The following is a 21,091-nucleotide window of genomic DNA, read 5'->3' as shown; positions in this document are numbered from 1 at the left end:
GGCCCATCGCGGCGACCCACGGAGCAATGCCGGAGAGAGGGCATGCCGAGCCCTAGCGAGGCACCGAGTGGTGGGGCAAAGCCTTTTGCTTACTTTTTGGCGTTTGAAAAAGTGAGTCGCCGTAAGGGCGAAACCATAAGCCGCCGTTACCGCAGCAACGGATATGTACTCAGAAAACAATCTCCCACAACCTTCGACGCGGCAGGGATCAACGTTGGTAGAGGCTCCTCAGGGTGTGAGGGGGCAAGAAAATCAAAAGCCAAAGCAACGACCAAAGCGAGGCGGCCGACCGGCCCGATCGGGAGCCGTACGCATGACCTCTTTAGGAGTCAGGCTTGCCTGCGAAGGCGACCGAAAGTCCAATGCAACGCTCAAGTACGCCTTCGCCGGCAAGCCGGGCTCCTACAAGGGGCGAGGGGGTTAGCCGAGCACTTCGCGCATCCGGTACCAGAGCATACCGAGGGCCAACAACGGCGAACGCAGGGCGCGGCCGCCCGGGAAGGTCATGTGCGGTACGGCGCTGAACACATCGAAACCGCCGCTGTGTCCGGCCTGGATCGCTTCGCCCAGCAGTTTCGCGCACCAGTGGGTCACGTTGAGGCCATGGCCGGAGTAACCCTGGGCGTAGAACACGTTCGGGTGCTGGCGCAGGCGCCCGACCTGAGGGAATCGATTGGCCGTGATGCCGATCTTGCCGCCCCATTGATAGTCGATGCGCACATTCGCCAACTGCGGGAACACCTTGAGCATCTGCGGACGCATGTAGGCGCTGATATCCGCAGGGTCACGCCCGGAGTAATGGCAGGCGCCGCCGAACAACAGGCGCCGGTCCGCCGAGAGCCGGTAGTAATCCAGGCCGACCTTCTGGTCGCAAAGCGCCAGGTTGTGCGGGATCAGTTCTTCGGCAACCTGGGCCGACAAGGGTTCGGTGGCGATGATGTAGCTGCCGGCCGGGAGCACCTTGCCGCTGAGTTTCGGTTCGAGTTCTTCCAGGTGGGCGTTGCAGGCGAGCACCAGGCTGCCGGCGCGAACCGTGCCGCCGGCACAACGAACCTGCACGGTGTCGCCATGGATCAGCTCCAGCACCGCACTCTGCTCGAAGATCTGCACGCCAAGGGAGTGCGCGAGCTTCGCTTCACCCAGGGCCAGGTTCAAGGGGTGCAGGTGCCCGGAGCCCATGTCGACCAGACCGCCGGCATACACCCCTGAATTCACCACCTGCCGACGAATCTGCCCGGGTTCCACCAGGCGGGTTTCGTGGGCGTAGCCCGATGCCTGGAGCGCTGCGTATTCAGCCGTAAGTCCGGCGAACTGCGCCGGGGTGTTGGCCAGTTCGCAAAAGCCCCAGCGCAGGTCGCAATCGATGCCGTGTTCGCGGATACGCCGGCCCACCAGCTCGACCGATTCGATACCGGCGCGCTCCAGATAGCGCACGCCTTCGGCACCGATATGCTTGGCGAAACCGCTGACGTCATGCCCAATGCCACGGATCAGTTGGCCGCCGTTGCGCCCGCTGGCACCCCAGCCGATCCGCCGGCCCTCCAGCAGGATCACCGAGAGCCCGCGCTGGGCCAGTTCGATGGCCGTGTTGATACCGGTGAAACCACCGCCAATCACGCAGACATCGGCTTCAAGGTCCGCCGTCAGCCCGGGAAATTGCGCCATGCCATGGGCCGACGCGGCGTAATACGAGCGAGTATGTTCCTGTGGGTTCTGGTTCATTTGTTGGACTTCACTTTGCTCCACGAACGGGTCATCAGGCGCATGATCGACTGGGGCGGCGTGGTGGAGATGTAGAGCTTGTCGAGTACTTCCTGCGGTGGGTAAACCTCGGGGTTGTTGACAAGTTCCGGGTCCATGTACTGCTTGGAGGCAGGGGTGGGGTTGGCATAGCCGACCGAGGCGCTGACCTTGGCGATCACTTGCGGGTCGAGCAGGAAATTGATGAAGGCATGGGCTTCTTTCGGGTTGCTGGCGTCGGCGGGGATGGCCAGCAGGTCGAACCACAGGTTGCTGCCTTCCTTGGGAATGGCGTAGGCGATGTTCACGCCGTTCTTGGCTTCCTTGGCGCGGTTGGCGGCCTGGAACACATCACCGGAGTAACCGAATGCCACGCAGATGTCGCCGTTGGCCAGGTCCGAGACGTACTTGGACGAGTGGAAATAGGTGATGTACGGGCGGATGGTCAACAGCTTGGCTTCGGCTTTCTTGAAGTCTTCGGGGTTCTCGCTACGCGGGTCCATGCCCATGTAGTTGAGGACCGCGGGGAACACTTCATCGGCCGAGTCCATCATCGAGACGCCGCACTGGCTGAGCTTCTTGATGTTTTCCGGCTCGAACAGCACGGCCCAGGAGTCGATGTGGTCGACGCCCAGCACCTGCTTGACCTTGTCGACGTTGTAGCCGATGCCGTTGGTGCCCCACAGGTACGGCACCGAGTGCGCGTTACCCGGGTCGTTTTTCTCCAGCAACGCCAGCAGTTTCGGGTCCAGGTTCTTGAAGTTCGGCAGTTGCTCGCGGTCCAGCTTGAGGAACGCGCCGGCCTTCACCTGACGGGCGAGGAAGTGGTTGGACGGCACGACCACGTCGTACCCGGTACGCCCGGCGAGCAGCTTGCCTTCCAGGGTTTCATTGGAGTCGAAAACGTCGTAGATCACCTTGATCGAGGTTTTGGCCTGGAAGTCGGCGAGGGTGGTCTCGCCGATGTAGTCGGTCCAGTTATAGACACTGACCTGTGGCTGCGCCTGGGCAACGGCGCTGAACAGAACCGTCAGCGCGAGCGGCACCACGGATTTCAATAGACGCATATCGACACCTCTTCGAATTATTGGATTTTTCAGGTGATTTTTTGGTGTTCTGGCGGCCGCCATCGCGAGCAGGCTCACTCCTACATTTGGAATGCATTCCCCTGTAGGAGTGAGCCTGCTCGCGATGGGGCCGCAACGGACAGCGCAGATCTCAGACGCTGAGCAACAGGAACTCACGTTCCCACGAACTGATCACGCGCTTGAAGTTCTCGTGCTCGGCGCGCTTGACCGCGACGTAGCCACGCACGAACTTGTCGCCCAGGTAGCGGCTGACGGTGGCGCATTCTTCCATCTGCGTCAGCGCGTCTTCGATGGTGATCGGCAGGCGCAGGTTGCGTCGTTCATAGGCCCGGCCCTGTACCGCGGCGCTCGGTTCAATGCGCTCGACCATGCCCAGGTAACCGCACAGCAGGCTGGCGGCGATGGCCAGGTAAGGGTTGGCATCGGCCCCTGGCAAGCGGTTTTCCACGCGCATGGCGTCGGGGCTTGAGGTCGGAACGCGCAGGCCGACGGTGCGGTTTTCTTCGCCCCATTCGACGTTCACCGGTGCCGACGTGTCCGGCAGGAAGCGGCGGAACGAATTGACGTTGGGTGCGAACATCGGCAGGACTTTGGGGATGTACTTCTGCAAGCCACCGATGTGGTGCAGGAACAACTCGCTCATGTTGCCGTCGGCATCGGCGAAGATCGGCTGGCCGGTGGCGATGTCCACCACGCTCTGGTGGATATGCATGGCGCTGCCCGGCTCATCGCCGACCGGCTTGGCCATGAAGGTAGCGGCCACGTTGTGCTTGAGCGCGGCCTCGCGCATGGTGCGCTTGAACACGGTGATCTGGTCGGCCAGGTCCAGGGCATCGCCGTGGCGGAAGTTGATTTCCATCTGCGCCGGGCCGTCTTCGTGGATCAGCGTGTCGAGGTCCAGGCCCTGGAGTTCGCACCAGTCGTAGACGTCTTCGAAAAGCGGGTCGAATTCGTTGGCGGCGTCGATGGAGAACGACTGGCGACCGCTTTCGGCGCGGCCGGAGCGGCCCATTGGGGCCTTGAGCGGCAAGTCCGGGTCTTCGCAACGCTGGGTCAGGTAAAACTCCATTTCCGGCGCCACGATCGGCCGCCAGCCTTTGTCGGTGTACAGCTGCAGGACCTTCTTGAGCACGTTGCGCGGCGACAATTCGATCGGGTTGCCGAACTTGTCGAAGGTGTCGTGAATCACGATGGCGGTCGGCTCGATCGCCCAAGGCACGACGTACACCGCATCGGACACCGGCTTGCAGACCATGTCGATATCGGCCGGGTCCAGCAGGTCGTAGTAGATGTCGTCGTCGACAAAGTCCCCGGTTACCGTTTGCAACAGCACACTTTCCGGCAGGCGCATGCCTCGCTCATGCAGGAACTTGTTGGTGGGTGCGATTTTGCCGCGTGCAATGCCGGTCAGGTCGCTGACGACGCACTCGACTTCGGTAATCTTGTGATCTTTCAGCCAAGTGAACAGCTGATCGAAAGGGACATTCATAAAGACCTCGTTATTGGTTTCATTAACGCCAGGAGAGGCCGGTTTCATCCGCCGGACACTTCCCCTGTAGCGCGTTGACGTCTATCTTGGGCGAGCCTTGCGGTTCCATCTATCCACTTTAAGCAGCACAAAGCGCACCAAAAGAGTGCGTAAGGTCACCCTATGACAGTCTGCAATTCATTACAGGTCCAGGCGTTCAGCACGGCCGATATCGCCGAGCAAATCCGCGCCACACCGGGCTGGGTCCAGCACTACCAACAGATGTCGCCGGGGCATTTCGCAGGCCGCGTGCGCTATCTGGATCTACAGGGCGTGGAGATTTACGAGGAGCACATGAACACCCGGGTCGAGCAGAATTTCAGCGCGCCACAAGGCTCGCTGGCGTTCTGTTTCGACCGCACCGACAACGCGCTGTACGTGTTGAACGGCGAAAGCCGCAACATCTGGATCACCCCGGAGAACTACCAGGAAATCGCCGTGGTGTTCGGGCCGGCGTTCGTCCAGCGCCATGCCCTGGACGTCGCGCGGCTGGAGGGGCTGTTCATGGCGCCGCTCAATTCGCAGCAAAATGCATTGTTCAGCCGCTGGCTCAGCGCAACCCTGACCCAGCTGTCGCAGACCTACGACCCGCCAAGCCGCGAAGCCTTGACCCAGCAGTTGCTGGACGACTGCCTGTTCATCCTCGACAACGCCTGTGTCTGCCTCGACCAGAGCGCACTGCAGCGCCGGGCCGGGGAGCGGGCGATCATGAAGCGGGTAGGGGAATGGGCGGCGGACAGCCCGGAAGATCAGCTCAACCTGCTGGCGTTGTCCGAGGTCGCCGGGGTTTCGCTGCGCCAGCTGCAGCACACCTTCAAGACCTTCACCGGCATGGCGCCGACCCAATGGCTGCGCCTGCGCCGCCTGAACAGCGCCCGCCGCGAACTGCTCAGCCGCACGCCTGCGCAAACCACCGTGGCCGAAGTGGCGATGCACTGGTCGTTCTGGCACCTGGGACGGTTTTCCAGCAGCTATCGCGCGCTGTTCAAGGAACTGCCGAGCGACACCCTCAAGCGTGCAAGCGTGGCTCAGGCAGTCGGGCGCGGCCGGCGTTAGAAGGTCGGCGGGGTAATCACCCAGATCACCACGGCATCCACCTCACCGGGATTGCCATAGCGGTGCGGTTCCTGGCTGGAGAAACTGAAGCTGTCGCCTTCATTGAGTTGAAAATGGCGCTCGCCCACCCACAACTCAAAGCTGCCCGACAGCAGATAGCCGGCTTCCTCGCCGTCGTGGCTGTAGCTTTGCTGGCTGTAGGTGCCGGGGGGGAAACGCGAGTGGAGCATTTCCAGCTGGCGGTTGGCTTGCGGGGTCAGCAACTGGTCGACGATGCCGTCTTCGTAATGCACGTTCAGGCGGCTGTGCTTGCGCACGACAATGCCGTCGTCTTGCGGATCGGTGATCGCCTCGCTGGCGAAAAACCATTGGATGGTCACGCCGAGACTGCGGGCAATGTTGAACAGCGCCGGGATCGACGGATAGGCGAGGTTGCGTTCCAGCTGGCTGATGTAGCCGGCGGTCAGCTCGCTCTGCTGCGCCAGTTCCGCCAGGGTCATGCCCCGGCGTTTACGCAGGCCGCGAATCCGCGTGCCGAGGAAATGCGGTTCGGCGCTGCCGGCGGCCGGTTGTTGGATGTTGTTGTTGCTCATAATCAATTCCGAACCGGAGGAATGGCGCAAATCCCTTGTAGGAGCGAGCCTGCTCGCGATGGTCGCTAACGATGACGCGTACAGCCTGGTTCAACGCGGCGTTTTGGAGTCCATCGCGAGCAGGCTCGCTCCTACAAGGGTTGGGTGTTAGCCATCAAAGCCCCGGAGTATAAACAGGCTTAAAGCTCCCACGCGACTTTAAGTCCCTCGTAAATCGCTTCTTCGGCGGTGCGCGGCGCCAGGCAGTCGCCGATGCGGCGAAATTCCACCAGGTCTTTCAGTTGCTCGCCCAGGGTGTCCACCGGCTGATGGCCCTGGCACAGCACCAGTGTATCGACATTCTCCAGCAGCATCGGCTCACCGCTGGCGGTGTGCTGGAGGTAGACCGTGTTGTCGTCACAACCGTACAAGCGGGCGTAGGGGATGATGGGAATGGCGAGCTTGTGCAGCTCGCCGGCCAGTTGATCGCGCACGTACAGCGGCAGGTTTTCCCCGCAGTGGGTGCCGTTGACCGCCAGTTGCACCTGATGACCGGCACGTGTCAGGCGTTCGGCAATGCCTGGGCCGATCCAGTCGCAGCGCCAGTCGACCACCACCACCGAACGGCCGATTTGTACCTCGTCACGCAGCACTTGCCAGGCATCCACCACCTGCAGTTCGCCACCGCGTTCGAAGGGCGGCCAATAGGGCTCGGCACCCGTGGCGACGATCACCATGTTCGGTTTTTCCTGTTCCACCAGTGCGCGGTCGACCCGTGTGTTGCGCACCACACGCACCCCGGCCAATTGCATTTCCCGTTGCAGGTTGGTGCTGGCACCGCCGAATTCGCTGCGCCGAGGCAGCAGTTGCGCGAGCAACACCTGGCCGCCCAGTTGCGCGCTGGCCTCGTACAGCGTCACCTCATGCCCGCGCTGGGCGGCCACGGCAGCGGCTTTCATCCCGGCCGGGCCACCGCCGGCAATCATGATGCGTTTGCGTTTTGCCGCCGGTTGGCGCTGGCCAAAAATCAACTCTCGACCGGTTTCCGGGTGCTGGATGCAGGAAATCGGCAAGCCCTTGTGGAAGTGCCCGATGCACGCCTGATTGCAGGCAATGCACGCACGCACATCTTCGACGCGGCCGACGTCGGTCTTGTTGGGCATTTGCGGATCGCAGATCAACGCCCGGGTCATGCCGCAGACATCGGCCTGGCCGCGAGCCAGGATCAACTCGGCTTCCTGGGGTTGGTTGATGCGCCCGGTGACGAACAAGGGAATGCTCAAGCCAGCCTTGAAGGTGCCGGCTTCCCTGGCCAGGTACGCCGCTTCGATCGCCATTGGCGGCACGATGTGCACGGCACCGCCGAGCGATGCCGAGGTGCCGGCGACGATGTGTACGTAATCCAGTTGCGCTTGCAGCAATTGCACGGAAGCCAGGGACTCGTCTTCGGTCAGCCCCTCGGGGTCGCGTTCATCGGCAGAGATGCGCAGGCCGATGATGAATTGATCGTCAGTCGCAGCCCGGATGGCAGCAATGACTTCACGCAGGAAACGCAGGCGCTGCTCCAGCTCGCCGTTGTAGCCGTCGGTGCGCCGATTGACTCGCGGGTTGATGAACTGCGCCGGCAGGTAACCGTGACTGGCGACCACTTCCACGCCATCGATGCCGGCCTGGTGCAGGCGTCGGGCCGCCGCTGCGTAACCTTGGACAATCTCGTCGATCATCGCCTGGTCCAGCGCCCGTGGCATCACCCGGAAGCGCTCGTTGGGCACCGCCGATGCCGAGTAAGCCACGGCCAGCAGGCCGTCGCTGGACTCCATGATTTCCCGCCCTGGATGGAACACCTGCGACAGCACCAGGGTGCCATGGGCGTGGCAGGTTTGCGCGAGCTTGCGGTAGCCCTCGATGCATTCATCGCCGGTGGCCATCAGCACATGAGAGGTGTAGCGCGCACTGTCATGCACCCCGGCCACCTGCAGCACGATCAGCCCGACACCGCCTTCGGCCCGTGCCCGGTGATAGGCAATCAGCTGCTCGTTGACCAGGTTGTCGGTGGGCATGGAGGTGTCGTGACCGCTGGACATGATGCGGTTTTTCAGGCGCTTGCCACGGATTTGCAAGGGCTCGAACAGGTGCGCGAAGGCAGGTGTCGGGGTCGGCATGGTACGGGCACTCCAGGCAGGCTGAAGCCGAAAAACCGGGTTTTCGGCGTTTTTATTATTGATCTATAGAAATTTACCTTCAGTAAAAAATCAACTTGTTTTTTTACTTGGCCTTGAGTAGTTTCGTGTCGAGCCCGCTCCTGGGGCGAACCTCACCAACAATAAAAAAGGGCCATGTTGACCTTGGGTCGAGTGGCACCTGCACGAGGAACCACTGATGAAATCGAAAACGCTCAAGCACGGTTTTTATCCCTTGGCGCTGACCCTGGCGATGAGCCTGGGCAGCGCACAGGCAGCATCGGACATGGTGGTGGTCGGTTACGGCGGAGCCGGACAAAAAGCCCAGGACGTGGCGTTCTTCCAGCCTTTTGCCGCCGTGGATCAAAGCAAGGTGATCCAGAGCGAATACAACGGCGAAATGGCCAAGATCAAAGTGATGGTCGACACCGGCAACGTCGACTGGGACGTGGTGCAGATCGAAGGCCCGGACCTGATGCGCGGCTGCGAGGAGGGCATGTATGAACGCCTGGACTGGACTCGCCTGGGCCGCAGCGAACAGTTGATTCCCGAGGCCGCGCAGGAATGCGGGTCCGCCGCGCTGGTGTGGAGCGTGGCGATTGCCTACGACACCGACAAACTGGCCCAGGCCCCGACGTCATGGGCGGACTTCTGGGATGTGCAGAAAATCCCCGGCAAGCGCGGGCTGCGCAAGCGCGCGGTGTACAACCTGGAATTCGCCTTGCTGGCGGACGGCGTGAAAACCGAAGAGGTCTACAAGGTACTCGGCACCCCGCAAGGCGTGGACCGGGCATTCGCCAAACTCACTGAGCTCAAGCCTTACATCCAGTGGTGGGAAGCCGGCGCGCAACCGCCACAGTGGCTGACCGCTGGCGACGTGGTGATGACCTCGACCTACAGCGGGCGCATTGCCGACGCTGCGCAGAAAGGCAGCCACCTGGCGCTGGTCTGGCCCGGCAGCCTGTACGGCATGGACTACTGGGCGATCATCAAGGGCTCCAGGCACGTCGACCAGGCCAAACGTTTCATTGCCTTCGCCAACCAGCCGGATGCACAGGTGAAATACGTCGAGCAGATCCCCTATGGCCCGACCAACATCCAGGCCGCCGCAAGGCTCGATGACAAACTGGCGCAATGGGTGCCGACGGCGCCGCAGAATCTCAAGGGCGCGCTGTCGATGAACGTTGGGTTCTGGGTCGACCATGGCGAAGAACTGGAAGAACGCTTCAACGCCTGGGCCAGCAAATAAGTTCAGTGGATGGCTGGACCTGCCTAAGCGTCCAGCCTTACTGTCTGCGCAGCCGAACAGCCTGGAGAACCCGAATAATGAATAACCTTGTCACTGCCCAGACCGCCCCTGAGCGCAGCGCCACCGAACAGCGCCTGCGTGAAGAACTGGCGGCCTGTTATCGCCTGATTGCGCATTTCCGCATGACCGACCTGATCTTCACCCACATCTCGGTGCGTATTCCGGGGCCGGAGCATCACTTCCTGATCAACCCCTACGGGCTGATGTTCGATGAAATCACCGCGTCCAACCTGGTCAAGATCAACCTCGATGGTCATGCGGTGGAGTCGTCGCCGTACCCGGTCAACCCGGCCGGGTTCGTGATTCACAGCGCCATCCACGGTGCCCGCGAAGACGCGCAATGTGTGCTGCACACCCACACCAAATCCGGGAGCGCGGTGGCGGCGTTGAAGTGCGGGCTGTTGCCGGTGAACCAGATTTCCATGGAGTTCTACAACCGCGTTGCCTACCACGACTACGAAGGCGTGGCGCTGGACATGAGCGAGCAGCAACGGCTGGTGGCGGACATGGGCGACAAGCCGGTGATGATGCTGCGCAACCATGGCCTGCTGACTGTCGGCGAAACCGTGAGCCAGGCATTTTTGCGCATGTATTACCTGGAAAAAGCCTGCGAAATCCAGCTGGCCGCGCAGGCGGCCGGGGAGTTGGTGATGCCGCCGGCGGAGGTTTGCGCGCACACCGAGCGCCAGTTCAATGATCCGGGGCGGCCGTTGGATGACGGCGAGTTGAGCGATCCTGATGCCATGCAATTGGCCTGGGCGGCGCTGTTGCGGTTGTTGGAGCGGGTGGCGCCGGGGTATCGGGACTGATCCATATTCTCGGTTGTTTGGGCCGTCCTCTTCGCGGGCAAGCCCGCTCCTACAGGGGGGGCGTGTGTCGCAAATCCACTGTAGGAGCTGGCTTGCCAGCGAAGGCGGTGTGTCAGGCGATACCCATGCTGAATCCGATGGCCTCTTCGCGGGCAAGCCCGCTCCTACAGGGGGCAGGGCTGGAGAACTGGCCCGCTCTTGCTGTACAGTCGTTCAACTCGCAGGCTATCACGCGAGCCCCAACGATCGAGAACGCAGGAGCATGTCGCCATGAATCAGGAAGCCCGTTTTTCCCGCATGGAACCGGAGTTGCGCAAGGCCAATCTGATCGAGGCGACGCTGGTGTGCCTCAAGCGCCATGGTTTCCAGGGGGCGTCGATCCGCAAGATTTCCGCCGAGGCGGGTGTTTCGGTGGGGCTGATCAGCCATCACTATTCGGGCAAGGACGAACTGGTGGCCGAGGCCTACATGGCGATCACCGGGCGCGTCATGACGCTGCTGCGCGACGCCATGGAGCAAGCGGCACCCACTGGCCGGGAGCGTTTGTCGGCGTTTTTCCGTGCTTCGTTCTGCGCCGAATTGCTCGACCCGCAACTGATCGATGCCTGGCTAGCCTTCTGGGGCGCGGTGAAAACCGCCGAGGCGATCAACCAGGCCCACGAGCATTCCTATGGCGAGTACCGCGCGATCCTGGGCAAGGTGCTCAGGGAACTGGCGCAGGAGGAGGGGTGGGAACACTTCGATGCCGACCTGGCCGCGATCAGCCTCAGCGCGTTGCTCGATGGCCTGTGGCTGGAGTCCGGGCTCAATCCCGGGACCTTTACCCCCGAGCAGGGCATCCAGATTTGCGAAGCCTGGGTCGACGGTTTGCAGGCCGGCGGCCGACAGCGGTTTTGCGTACAGACGAGTAGCTGTTGATCGCCCGTTCAGCAGTGGCTACTCTCTGGCGCTGATGCAAGCCCTCTAATAAGAAACAAGCAGGACACCCAGCAATGACTCCTCGGGTACTGATCGTCGATGACGATCCGCTGATTCGCGAACTGTTGCACGCCTACCTGTCCCAGGAAGGCTACGACGTGCATTGCGCCGCCACGGCGGAACTGGCCGAAACCTTCCTGGCCAGCCAGGCCGTCGACCTGGTCATGCTCGATATCCGCCTGCCGGGCAAGGACGGCCTGACCCTGACCCGCGAACTGCGGGTGCGATCGGAAGTCGGGATCATCCTGATCACCGGGCGCAATGATGAAATCGACCGCATTGTCGGCCTCGAATGCGGCGCCGATGACTACGTGATCAAACCCCTCAATCCGCGAGAACTGGTGTCGCGGGCAAAAAACCTGATCCGTCGGGTACGCCATGCGCAGGCGCCACAGCCGGTTGCCGTTGTCACCAAACCGATCAAGCAGTTCGCCGGCTGGGCGCTGGACACCGACCGCCGACGCCTGATCGACTCGGCCGGCAGCGAGACGTTGCTGACCCACGGCGAGTACCAGTTGCTCAGCGTGTTTTTGCGCAACAGCGGCCACACCCTCAGCCGCGACCAATTGATGGACCAGATTCGCAATCGCGAGTGGGTGCCCAACGACCGCTCGATCGACGTGCTGGTCGGGCGCTTGCGCCGCAAGCTGCACGACGATCCCGCCGAACCGCAACTGATCATCACCATCCACGGCGCCGGTTACCTGTTCACTGCCAGCCTGGCGGCGTGACGGCGGTGGGACGGTTGCTCGGGGTGCTACTGATGCTGTTGGCGAGCAATGTGCAGGCGGCGGACAAGATCCGCTATTGCGACTACCCGGTGTACCCACCGATTTCCTGGAGCGACGGTAAACAGGTGCGCGGCCTGGCGCCCAGCGTGGTCCGGCAGTTGTTCGGCCAGCTCGGCTACGAGGTCGAGATCGTGGTGCTGGATAACTGGAAACGCTGCCTGCTGGACGCTGCCGAGGGCCGGGTCGATGTGGTGCTGGCCTACAGCACCGCGCAACGGCAACAGAGCATGCTGTTTTCCAGCGTGCCGGTGTTGCGCGAAGAGGTGGCGCTGTTCATCAATCGCCAGCATCCGGTGACGTTCGAACAACTGCAGGACCTGGCCCAGTACCGTGGCGGCTTGCTGTTCGGTGAAAGCTACGGCGTGGCGTTCGATCACATGGTCGCGCAACACAACAACATCGAATGGGTCGCCAGCAGCCGCCAGAATTTCGGCAAGCTGATTCGCGGGCGCATCGATTTCATCACCCAGGAGCGCCGCACCGGCGAGCTGTACGTGCAAAATCTCCCCGGCGCCCAGGACATCGTGGCCTTGCCCAAGGCCCTGAGCGTGGACTATTTGCGGGTTGCCGTTTCCCGCCGTTCGCCGTTGGCCGCCCAGATGCCGCAGATCGATGCGCAGTTGCAGCGCATGGTGGATGCCGGTGATGTGCAGCGCCTTCTCGATGAAAGCGAAGTCATCTACCGCGACATGATCAATCTGCCGGCGAACGCGCAATGATTCGCGCGCGTCGTGGTGGACTGCTGCGGCGCCTGCTGTGGTTCATCCTGCTGTTCAGCCTGTGTTTTACCGTGCTTGCCAGCAGCGTGCAGCTGTACATCGAGTATCGCCGGGAAATGCGTGAGATCGACTCGCGCATGGAGCTGATCCGCGCCGGTTACCTGGCCAGCCTGAAGCGCAGTCTCTGGGATTTGAACCAGGAGCAGTTGAATGTGCAGCTACGCGGCCTGGTGGATTTCTCCGACGTCGCCAGGGTGCATTTGACCGGTCCGGATTTCGACCTGGTGCAAGGCAATCCCGCGCCGGCAGGGCCGTTGCGCATCGAGCGCTTTGCCCTGGATTACCAACCACCCTCAGGTCCGTTGCGCCATCTCGGCGAACTGGAAGTCAGCACCGACCTGGGGGCGGTGTATCAACGCCTGTATGCCACCGGCTTGACCAACCTGTTGTGGATGGCGGTGTTTTTTTGCGGCCTGGCGGTGGCGCTGTCGGGGCTGTTTTATCGCCTGGTGACCCGCCACCTGAAAATCATGGCCGAATTTGCCCGGCGCATTGCCGCAGGGCAATGGCATGAGCCGCTGCGCCTGGACAAGCGGCCTGGTGCGCAAAACGACGAAATCGACACCGTGGCCCATGCTCTCGACGACATGCGCCGGGCGATTCTCAGTGACATCGATCGCCGGGAAACCGATCGCCTGGCCCTGCAGGACAACCGCGACGAATTGCTGCGAATGGTCGAGCGGCGCACGGCCAGCCTGATGCGCGCCAAGGACGAAGCGGAAGCGGCCAACCTCGCCAAATCGCGGTTCCTGGCCACCATGAGCCACGAATTGCGCACGCCGCTCAATGGCATCCTGGGCATGGCCGAATTACTGCGTGGTGCCAGCCTCGATCCGCAGGACAGCCGGCGCCTGGATGCGTTGCACAAGGCCGGCGAGGGGCTGCTGACCATCCTCAATGAAGTGTTGTACTTCGCCAAGCTGGAGGAGGGCACCAGCCTTCCGGAGCCGGTGAATTTCTCCATACGCCAGTTGCTCGACGAAGTCCTCACGCTGCTGGAGCCCAAGGCGCTGGACAACGACACGATCCTGCATTGCCGGGTCGATCAACGGGTGGCCGAACTTCACCACGGCGCCGAGCAATACCTGCGCCAGGTGCTGAGTAACCTGTTGGCCAACGCGATCAAGTTCACCGAAGGCGGCGACGTCAGTGTTGAAGTGGCGTTGCTCGCGCTTGCGCAAGAGCAGGACGGGCAACGTCTGCGGGTGAGTGTCACCGACAACGGCATCGGTATCGCCCCGGCGATGCAGGCGAAGATTTTCGAGCGTTTCACCCAGGCCAGCGAAGAAGTCGCGCAGCGTTATGGCGGCACGGGATTGGGGTTGGCCATCTGTAAACACCTGGTGGAGAAGATGGGTGGCGGCATCGGCGTCAGCAGCGAAGTCGGGCGCGGCAGTTGTTTCTGGTTCGAGTTGACGTTGCAGCCGGCCATCGAAGCCATTGCCCCGACGCCCACTCATGCCGTGGGCCCGGCGCTGGACATCCTGGTGGTCGAGGACGTGGCGCTCAACCGCGAAGTGGCCGAGGGCCTGCTGCAACGGGACGGGCATCGAGTCTGGCTGGCCATCGATGCAGAACAGGCGTGGGAGCAATGCGCGGCGCGCAGCTTCGATCTGATCTTGCTGGATGTGCATCTGCCGGGGATGAGCGGCGTGCAGTTGTGCGAACAGATCCGCAGCAACGACGGACCGAACCGTCACACCCGCATCTTCGCCTTGACCGCCAGCGTGCAACCGGCGTTGGTGCGCGGTTATCTGGATGCCGGCATGGACGGCATCCTGGCCAAACCCTTGAAGCTGGAAAACCTGCGACAGGTGCTGGCGGGGCAGGCAACCACTGCCCAGGCCGAGGTAGACGACGCAGCGATGGACTGGCCGTTGCTGCAGACCCATCGCAGTCTGCTTGGCGAACAGAAAGTCCAGGGCCTGCTGGCCGTGCTGCGCGATTCGATCCTGCAACACCGTGAGGCATTGAGCGAAGCCATCGAGGCCGACGATTGCACCGAAGTGGCACAACTGGCCCACCGCCTGGCCGGCAGCAGCGATTCCCTGGGGTTTCGAGCATTGGCTGCGGTATTACGCAGCCTGGAAATCGCGGCGCTGGGCAATGACCAACCCGCGATTCGATCGCTGGCGCCCTTGGTCGAAGCGCAACTGCAAGGTTCGTTGCACACCCTAAAAGGCCTGTTGCAGAGCTGACGTACAAGATTGTTACGACTTTCTACAACTTTGATCTTTACGTACAACAGGGCCTTACATGGCTTTCCAATAATCGACGCAACCGCCGCAGCGCGGTCTTCGAAGCTTATTGGAGATAATAATAATGAATTGCCGTAAAGCTGCTTCCTCCCTGACTGACCTCCCGTCATACGTTGCCCGCCTCACCGAGTCGGGGTGCCGGGCATGAACGAAAACACCGATCGTAAAGGCATCCAGCTGACTCGGGCCCTGAAGAGTCGGCACATTTTCATGTTGTCCCTGGGCGGCGTGATCGGTACCGGGTTGTTCATGGGCTCCGGCGTGACCATCAACCAGGGTGGGCCGGTAGGGGCGATCCTGGCCTATCTGGTCGCCGGTTTCCTGATGTACCTGGTGATGGTCTGCCTGGGCGAACTGTCGGTGCAGATGCCGGTGTCCGGCTCGTTCCAGACCCACGCCACCAAATTCATCGGCCCGGCCACCGGCTTCATGATCGGCTGGGTGTACTGGATGAGCTGGGCCACCACCGTGGGCCTGGAATTCACCGCCGCCGGCATGTTGATGACGCGCTGGTTCCCGGCGGTGCCGATCTGGTACTGGTCGGCGCTGTTTGTGGTGGTGCTGTTCGGCATCAACGCGATGGCAACCCGTGCCTTCGGTGAGGCGGAATACTGGTTCTCCGGGATCAAGGTGGCGGCGATTCTCGGTTTTATCGTGGTCGGTGTGCTGGTGATCTTCGGCGCAATCCCGCTGACCAGTGGCGCACCTGCGCCGATGATGACCAACCTGATCGGCGACTCGCTGTTCCCCAACGGCATGTCCGCCGTGTTCGCGGTGATGATGACCGTGGTCTACGCCTTCCAGGGCTGCGAGATCATGGGCGTGGCGGCGGGCGAAACCGACCAGCCGGAAAAAAGCATTCCCCGCGCCGTGCGCAACGTGGTGTTTCGCGTGCTGATCTTCTACGTGCTGGCAATCGTCGTACTCTCGGCCATCGTGCCGTGGCAGCAGGCGGGGCTGATGGAAAGTCCGTTCGTGCAGGTGTTCGACATGGTCGGCATTCCCTACGCCGCCGACCTGATGAACTTCGTGATCCTCACGGCGATCCTGTCCGTGGGCAACTCCGGCCTGTACGCCTCGACGCGCATCCTGTGGGCCATGTCGAAAACCGGCATGGCACCCAAGAGCCTGGCGCCGTTGAGCAAGCGTGGCGTGCCATTGCGCGCGTTGAGCATCACCTTGTGTTTCGCCCTGGTGTCGCTGATGACCAGTTTCATTGCCGCCGACACCTTGTTCATGGTGTTGATGGCGGTGAGCGGGATGTCCGGCACGGTGACATGGATTGTCATCGCCCTGGCGCAATACAAGTTCCGCAAGGCCTACCTGCGCGACGGCGGCAAACTCAGCGACCTGAAATACCGCGCGCCGTGGTTCCCGGTGCTGCCGCTGATGTGCATCACGCTGTGCTGCTCGCTGTTCGTGTTCCTGGCACTGGATGAAACCCAGCGGCCATCGCTGTATTGGGGCTTTGGATTCATTGCGCTGTGTTATGGCGCGTACTTCCTGTTCCATCGCAAGCGTGAAGAGGTGCTGGCGCCGATTCTGCCGAGCGCATAAATCCCTGATTCAACACATCCCCTGTAGGAGCGAGCCTGCTCGCGATAGCGGTGTATCAGTCAACAGAGATGTTGAATGTGATGCCGTCATCGCGAGCAGGCTCACTCCTACAGTTGTTTTGCGGCGTTCTGTGGGCAGTTGTTCGAAGTTGTAACAGCGAAAGCGACCGAAGATTGCCTAATTTATTAATAGCCTAATAAAACAATGGCTTAGGCAATAAATGAGCTTGTTACAGCTCAGCTCATCCCCGATTGCCGCCTTACTGAACACTCGTTTAGTATGGCCTCAAGTCGCATCACCTCAGACCAAACACAATAATTCGAGGACTCGCATGACTACCCACGATTCTCTGCTCAGTCAGGTCGAAGCCGGCGTTGCCTGGATCACCCTCAATCGCACCGCCCAGCGCAATGCGCTGGACATCCCGACCCTGAAAAACCTGCACGCCTTGCTCGATGCCTTCAACGCTGATCCTGCGGTGCGCGTGGTGGTATTGACGGGCAGCGGTCGCAGCTTCTGCGCCGGTGCCGACCTGGCTGAATGGGCCGAAGCCGAGGCGCGTGGCGCCCTGGAAACCTACGGCTGGACCGAAACCGCCCACGCCCTGATGACCTGCCTGCACAGCCTGGATAAACCGACCATCGCCGCCATCAACGGCACCGCCGTCGGTGCCGGGATGGACCTGACCCTGTGCTGCGACCTGCGCATCGCCGGGCAATCGGCTCGGTTCAAGGCCGGCTACACCAGCATGGCCTATTCGCCGGATGCGGGCGCCAGTTGGCACCTGCCGCGCCTGATCGGCAGCGAGCAGGCCAAGCGCCTGCTGTTCCTTGACGAACTGTGGGGCGCTGACCGTGCCCTGGCCGCCGGCTTGGTCGGCGAAGTTTGCGCCGACGATCAACTGCTGACAGTCACCAGCGAACTGGCCGCACGCCTGGCCGCCGGGCCGACCTTTGCCTTCGCCCAGACCAAAAAGCTCATGCGCGAAGGCGCCGACCGCAGCCTGGCCGAGCAACTGCAAGCGGAACTGGCCGCCGGCCTGTTGTGCGGTCGCAGCGAAGACGGCAACGAAGCCTTGCGTGCCGCCACGGAAAAACGCCCGGCACGCTTTATCGGTCGCTAAGCCTCGGCAAACCTCTAACAGCATACGAACAACAGGTAGCAGCATGAATTTCCAACTGACCCAAGAACAAGAAATGTTGGTGGACTCGGTACGCAGCTTCGTCGAGAAGGAACTGCTGCCCTATGAAACCGAGGTCGACCGCGCCGACGAAGTCTCCCCGGAACTGGCCGCGCAGATCCGCGGCAAGGCGATCGCCGCCGGCTTCTATGCCTTCAACATGCCCGAAGAGGTGGGCGGTGGTGGCCTCGATTACCTGTCCCAGGCACTGATCGAACGTGAGCTGTCCAAAGTCTCCTGGGCGCTGCACGTCTTCGTCGCACGACCTTCGAAGATCCTCATGGCCTGCAAAGGCGAGCAGATCAACGACTACCTGCTGCCGTGCATCCAGGGCGAGAAAATCGACTGCTTCGCCCTGACCGAACCGGGTGCCGGCTCCGATGCCAACGCGATCAAGACCCGCGCGGTGCGTGAGGGCGACGACTTCATCCTCAACGGCAGTAAGCACTTCATCAGCCACGCCGGCCACGCCGATTTCGCCATCGTCTTCGCCGTCACCGACACCTACGAGCACAACGGCAAGAAACGCAACGCCGTGACCTCGTTCCTGGTCGACCGCAACACCCCGGGCATGACCATCCGCCGTGGGCCGAAATGCGTGAGCAACCGTGGTTATCACACCTTCGAAATGTTCTTCGACGACTGCCGTGTACCGGCCAGCAAAGTGCTGGGCGAAGTCGGCAAGGGTTGGGACGTGGCCAACGCCTGGCTCACCGCAGGCCGGGTAATGGTCGCCGCCAACTGCGTCGGCCAGGCGCAGCGGGCATTGGACGTGTCGCTGCAGTGGGCCGCGGATCGCAAGCAATTTGGCCAGCCGATCGGCACCTACCAGGGCGTGTCGTTCAAGCTGGCCGACATGGCCACGCAAATCCGCGCCGCCGAACTGCTGACCCTGCACACCGCCTGGAAAATGGACCAGGGCACCATGACCGATGGCGAGGCCGGCATGGCCAAGCTGTTTGCCAGCGAAGTGCTGGGTCGCGCCGCTGATGAGGCAGTGCAGATCTTTGGCGGCATGGGCCTGATGGACGAAGGTCCGGTGGAACGCATCTGGCGTAACGCGCGCATCGAGCGGATCTGGGAAGGCACCTCGGAAATCCAGCGTCACATCATTTCCCGCGAACTGCTGCGGCCGCTGCTGCGCTGATCGCCCGGAGAATTCCCATGTCCCAGACCATTCGTGACAACCTCAAGCGCATGCTCGCGCCACGGCATGTGGCCTTTGTCGGCGGGCGCAGCATGGCCCGCGCCCTCAAGCGCTGCGCCGAGGGCGGCTACCCAGGCCAGATGTGGCTGGTCAACCCGCAGCACGACAACCTTGAAGGCGTGCCTTGCGTGCGCAACATTGCCGACCTGCCGTGCGGGCCGGACGCGGTGTTCATTGCGACCAACCGCGACCTGACCCTGACCTGTGTCGCCGAACTGGCTGCCATCGGCACCGGCGGCGCAATCTGCTATGCCTCGGGTTTTGCCGAAACCGGCGCCGAAGGCCAGGCTCTGCAACAGCAACTGCTGGAAGCGGCGGGCGACATGGCCTTGCTCGGCCCCAACTGCTACGGCCTGCTCGACTACCTGCACAGCAGCGCGCTGTGGCCGGTGGCCCATGGCGGCAAAGCGGTGGAGAAGGGCGTGGCGGTGCTGACCCAGAGCGGCAACTTCGCCTACAACCTGTCCATGAGCGACCGCTCGCTGCCGGTGGCCTACATGGCTTCGGTCGGCAATCAGGCGCAACTGGGCGTGGCGGAACTGATGGACGTGCTGCTCGACGAGCCGCGTGTCACCGCCATCGGCCTGCATCTGGAAGGCCTGAAGAATGTTCCGGGCTTCGCCCGCGCCGCGCACAAGGCGCTGGAGAAGGGCATCCCCGTCATCGCCTTGAAAACCGGCGTGTCGCAGATCGGTGCCGAACTGGCCCTCAGTCACACCAGTTCGCTGTCCGGTTCCGATGCACTGTATGACGCGCTGTTCGATCGCCTCGGGGTGATCCGCGTCAGCGGCCCGGTGAGTTTCGTTGAAACCCTCAAAGCCGCGGCCTGCGGCAACCTGCCGGAGGGCAACAGCTTGATCGCGCTGGCCTGTTCCGGTGGTGACGCCGGGCTGATCGCCGACTACGCCGAACGCAATGAGCTGGCGCTGCCGAAACTCGACCAAGGTCAGGTCGACGAGCTCGCCCAAGTCCTGCCGACCTACGCCAACCTGGTCAACCCGCTGGATTTCACCACCGCCATCTGGGGCGACGGTGAAGCCTTGAACCGCATGCTCGACAGCGCCCTGCGCACCGAAGCGGATGCGGCGATGCTGGTACTCGACTATCCGGCGGAATTTACCGGCGAGCGCAAGGAATGCGACCTGCTGCTGGACCTTTACTGCAAGGCGCTGGAGCGCCACGGCAAGACCGGTTTCGTCACCTCGGCGTTCCCGGAACTGCTGCCACCTCACGCCCGCGAGCGTTTGCATGCCCAGGGCGTGGCGGCATTGCAGGGCGTCGAAGACGGCCTGGCGGCGTGGGGGCGCGTCGCCGGTTACCAACGCAAGCGCCAGGCATTGCTGGCTTTGGGCGAGTCGGCATTGGTGCCGCTGTGCCCGCAAGCGCTGGAAGGCGAAGGGCAATTGCTCAACGAATGGGATTCCAAGCAGGCCTTGCGTGCCTTTGGCCTGCCAACGCCCAACGGTGTGTTGAGCACACCAGAAAAAGCGCTGAAGGACGCCGCGGCGTTGGGTTATCCGCTGGTGGTCAAAGCCGTCAGCGCGCAACTGCCACACAAGACCGAAGCCGGTGGCGTGGCATTGAACCTCAAGGACGACACGGCCTTGAGCGCCGCGCTGGACAAGATGCGCGCCAGCATCAAGGCGTACGCGCCGCAGGTGGCTTTCGATCAGCTGCTGCTGGAGCCAATGGCCAAGCCGCCATTGGCCGAACTGATCGTCGGCATCAAGCGTGAAAACGATTTCGGCCTGGCCCTGGTGATTGGCGCCGGGGGGATTCTGGTGGAGTTGCTCAAGGACAGTCGCAGCCTGTTGCTACCGACCACCGACGGCGCGATTCGCCAGGCCTTGCTGAGCCTGCGCAGCGCCCCGTTGCTGCAAGGTTTCCGCGGTCGTGAAGCGGCGGATCTCGACGCCCTGGTGGCGGCGATTCGCGCCGTGGCTGACTACGCCTGCGAAAACGCCGCGCAGCTGCTGGAACTCGATGTGAACCCATTGTTGGTCGGTGCCGATGGCACGACCGCGGTCGATGCGTTGATTCGCATCGCTCATGCGTGAGG

16 protein-coding genes are annotated in these 21,091 nt (G+C 62.4%); 11 read left to right on the top strand and 5 right to left on the bottom strand.

Annotation, left to right across the window (positions count from 1 at the left end):
- Positions 1-420: 420 nt before the first annotated feature.
- From HFK74_RS28455 to HFK74_RS28445, 3 genes are all read right to left on the bottom strand, one after another.
- Positions 421-1,722, bottom strand: a complete 1,302-nt coding sequence (locus HFK74_RS28455; protein WP_180206417.1) for an FAD-binding oxidoreductase — start codon at positions 1,720-1,722, stop codon at positions 421-423.
- Complete coding sequence (locus HFK74_RS28450) at positions 1,719-2,807, bottom strand: polyamine ABC transporter substrate-binding protein (RefSeq protein WP_180206416.1); 1,089 nt, start codon at positions 2,805-2,807, stop codon at positions 1,719-1,721. Before HFK74_RS28450 ends, HFK74_RS28455 begins: the two co-directional genes overlap by 4 nt.
- Before the next feature lie 151 nt (positions 2,808-2,958).
- The gene (locus HFK74_RS28445; RefSeq protein WP_008059657.1) at positions 2,959-4,317 is read right to left on the bottom strand and encodes a glutamine synthetase family protein; all 1,359 of its coding nucleotides are present in this window, start codon (positions 4,315-4,317) and stop codon (positions 2,959-2,961) included.
- A 162-nt stretch (positions 4,318-4,479) separates the two neighbouring features.
- On the opposite strand from HFK74_RS28445, the gene HFK74_RS28440 reads away from it, so the two are divergent.
- On the top strand, positions 4,480-5,412 hold the full coding sequence (locus tag HFK74_RS28440) for a helix-turn-helix domain-containing protein (protein ID WP_180206415.1): 933 nt from the start codon (positions 4,480-4,482) through the stop codon (positions 5,410-5,412).
- On the opposite strand, the gene HFK74_RS28435 is transcribed toward HFK74_RS28440, so the two are convergent.
- Both HFK74_RS28435 and HFK74_RS28430 read right to left on the bottom strand, forming a co-directional pair.
- Positions 5,409-6,005: a cupin domain-containing protein gene (locus HFK74_RS28435; RefSeq protein ID WP_180206414.1), complete on the bottom strand. Its 597-nt coding sequence runs from the start codon at positions 6,003-6,005 to the stop codon at positions 5,409-5,411. The two genes, HFK74_RS28440 and HFK74_RS28435, sit on opposite strands and share 4 nt — an antisense overlap.
- Positions 6,006-6,184: 179 nt before the next feature.
- Positions 6,185-8,146: an FAD-dependent oxidoreductase gene (locus HFK74_RS28430; protein ID WP_180206413.1), complete on the bottom strand. Its 1,962-nt coding sequence runs from the start codon at positions 8,144-8,146 to the stop codon at positions 6,185-6,187.
- A 217-nt stretch (positions 8,147-8,363) separates the two neighbouring features.
- Between HFK74_RS28430 and HFK74_RS28425 the strand changes: the two genes are divergently transcribed.
- The 10 genes from HFK74_RS28425 to HFK74_RS28380 all read left to right on the top strand — a co-directional run bounded on the left by HFK74_RS28425 (position 8,364) and on the right by HFK74_RS28380 (position 21,089).
- The gene (locus HFK74_RS28425) at positions 8,364-9,413 is read left to right on the top strand and encodes an ABC transporter substrate-binding protein (RefSeq protein WP_180206412.1); all 1,050 of its coding nucleotides are present in this window, start codon (positions 8,364-8,366) and stop codon (positions 9,411-9,413) included.
- 77 nt (positions 9,414-9,490) lie between these two features.
- Positions 9,491-10,282 carry a class II aldolase/adducin family protein gene (locus HFK74_RS28420; RefSeq protein ID WP_180206411.1) on the top strand — a complete coding sequence of 264 codons (792 nt, stop codon included), beginning with the start codon at positions 9,491-9,493 and terminating at the stop codon, positions 10,280-10,282.
- A gap of 270 nt (positions 10,283-10,552) precedes the next feature.
- A complete protein-coding gene (locus tag HFK74_RS28415; protein ID WP_008059671.1) occupies positions 10,553-11,200 on the top strand; it encodes a TetR family transcriptional regulator C-terminal domain-containing protein in 648 nt (215 codons plus the stop codon).
- Positions 11,201-11,274: 74 nt separating this feature from the next.
- Positions 11,275-11,991, top strand: a complete 717-nt coding sequence (locus HFK74_RS28410) for a response regulator (protein ID WP_180206410.1) — start codon at positions 11,275-11,277, stop codon at positions 11,989-11,991.
- Between the two features lie 5 nt (positions 11,992-11,996).
- Complete coding sequence (locus HFK74_RS28405) at positions 11,997-12,770, top strand: transporter substrate-binding domain-containing protein (protein WP_180206409.1); 774 nt, start codon at positions 11,997-11,999, stop codon at positions 12,768-12,770.
- Positions 12,767-15,028, top strand: coding sequence for an ATP-binding protein (locus HFK74_RS28400; RefSeq protein WP_180206408.1), 2,262 nt, complete (start codon positions 12,767-12,769; stop codon positions 15,026-15,028). The genes HFK74_RS28405 and HFK74_RS28400 overlap by 4 nt, the downstream gene beginning before the upstream one ends.
- A gap of 204 nt (positions 15,029-15,232) precedes the next feature.
- Positions 15,233-16,645, top strand: coding sequence for an amino acid permease (locus tag HFK74_RS28395; protein WP_180206407.1), 1,413 nt, complete (start codon positions 15,233-15,235; stop codon positions 16,643-16,645).
- 331 nt (positions 16,646-16,976) lie between these two features.
- Complete coding sequence (locus HFK74_RS28390; RefSeq protein WP_180206406.1) at positions 16,977-17,768, top strand: enoyl-CoA hydratase/isomerase family protein; 792 nt, start codon at positions 16,977-16,979, stop codon at positions 17,766-17,768.
- Between the two features lie 43 nt (positions 17,769-17,811).
- Entirely contained in the window at positions 17,812-18,972 is a 1,161-nt protein-coding gene (locus HFK74_RS28385) for an acyl-CoA dehydrogenase family protein (RefSeq protein ID WP_180206405.1), read from the top strand.
- Positions 18,973-18,989: 17 nt separating this feature from the next.
- Entirely contained in the window at positions 18,990-21,089 is a 2,100-nt protein-coding gene (locus tag HFK74_RS28380; protein WP_180206404.1) for an acetate--CoA ligase family protein, read from the top strand.
- Positions 21,090-21,091 lie beyond the last annotated feature (2 nt).

The organism is Pseudomonas sp. SbOxS1 (assembly GCF_013416725.1).
Lineage (GTDB): Bacteria > Pseudomonadota > Gammaproteobacteria > Pseudomonadales > Pseudomonadaceae > Aquipseudomonas.
Note: the sequence above shows the minus strand (reverse complement) of the source record. Positions and strands in the feature narration are given on the sequence as shown.

Bases quoted from the DNA above. Each gene is read 5' to 3' on its own strand.
- HFK74_RS28455 (WP_180206417.1), bottom strand. From the start codon at position 1,722: ATGAACCAGAACCCACAGGAACATACTCGCTCGTATTACGCCGCGTCG.
- HFK74_RS28450 (WP_180206416.1), bottom strand. From the start codon at position 2,807: ATGCGTCTATTGAAATCCGTGGTGCCGCTCGCGCTGACGGTTCTGTTC.
- HFK74_RS28445 (WP_008059657.1), bottom strand. From the start codon at position 4,317: ATGAATGTCCCTTTCGATCAGCTGTTCACTTGGCTGAAAGATCACAAG.
- HFK74_RS28440 (WP_180206415.1), top strand. From the start codon at position 4,480: ATGACAGTCTGCAATTCATTACAGGTCCAGGCGTTCAGCACGGCCGAT.
- HFK74_RS28435 (WP_180206414.1), bottom strand. From the start codon at position 6,005: ATGAGCAACAACAACATCCAACAACCGGCCGCCGGCAGCGCCGAACCG.
- HFK74_RS28430 (WP_180206413.1), bottom strand. From the start codon at position 8,146: ATGCCGACCCCGACACCTGCCTTCGCGCACCTGTTCGAGCCCTTGCAA.
- HFK74_RS28425 (WP_180206412.1), top strand. From the start codon at position 8,364: ATGAAATCGAAAACGCTCAAGCACGGTTTTTATCCCTTGGCGCTGACC.
- HFK74_RS28420 (WP_180206411.1), top strand. From the start codon at position 9,491: ATGAATAACCTTGTCACTGCCCAGACCGCCCCTGAGCGCAGCGCCACC.
- HFK74_RS28415 (WP_008059671.1), top strand. From the start codon at position 10,553: ATGAATCAGGAAGCCCGTTTTTCCCGCATGGAACCGGAGTTGCGCAAG.
- HFK74_RS28410 (WP_180206410.1), top strand. From the start codon at position 11,275: ATGACTCCTCGGGTACTGATCGTCGATGACGATCCGCTGATTCGCGAA.
- HFK74_RS28400 (WP_180206408.1), top strand. From the start codon at position 12,767: ATGATTCGCGCGCGTCGTGGTGGACTGCTGCGGCGCCTGCTGTGGTTC.
- HFK74_RS28395 (WP_180206407.1), top strand. From the start codon at position 15,233: ATGAACGAAAACACCGATCGTAAAGGCATCCAGCTGACTCGGGCCCTG.
- HFK74_RS28390 (WP_180206406.1), top strand. From the start codon at position 16,977: ATGACTACCCACGATTCTCTGCTCAGTCAGGTCGAAGCCGGCGTTGCC.
- HFK74_RS28385 (WP_180206405.1), top strand. From the start codon at position 17,812: ATGAATTTCCAACTGACCCAAGAACAAGAAATGTTGGTGGACTCGGTA.
- HFK74_RS28380 (WP_180206404.1), top strand. From the start codon at position 18,990: ATGTCCCAGACCATTCGTGACAACCTCAAGCGCATGCTCGCGCCACGG.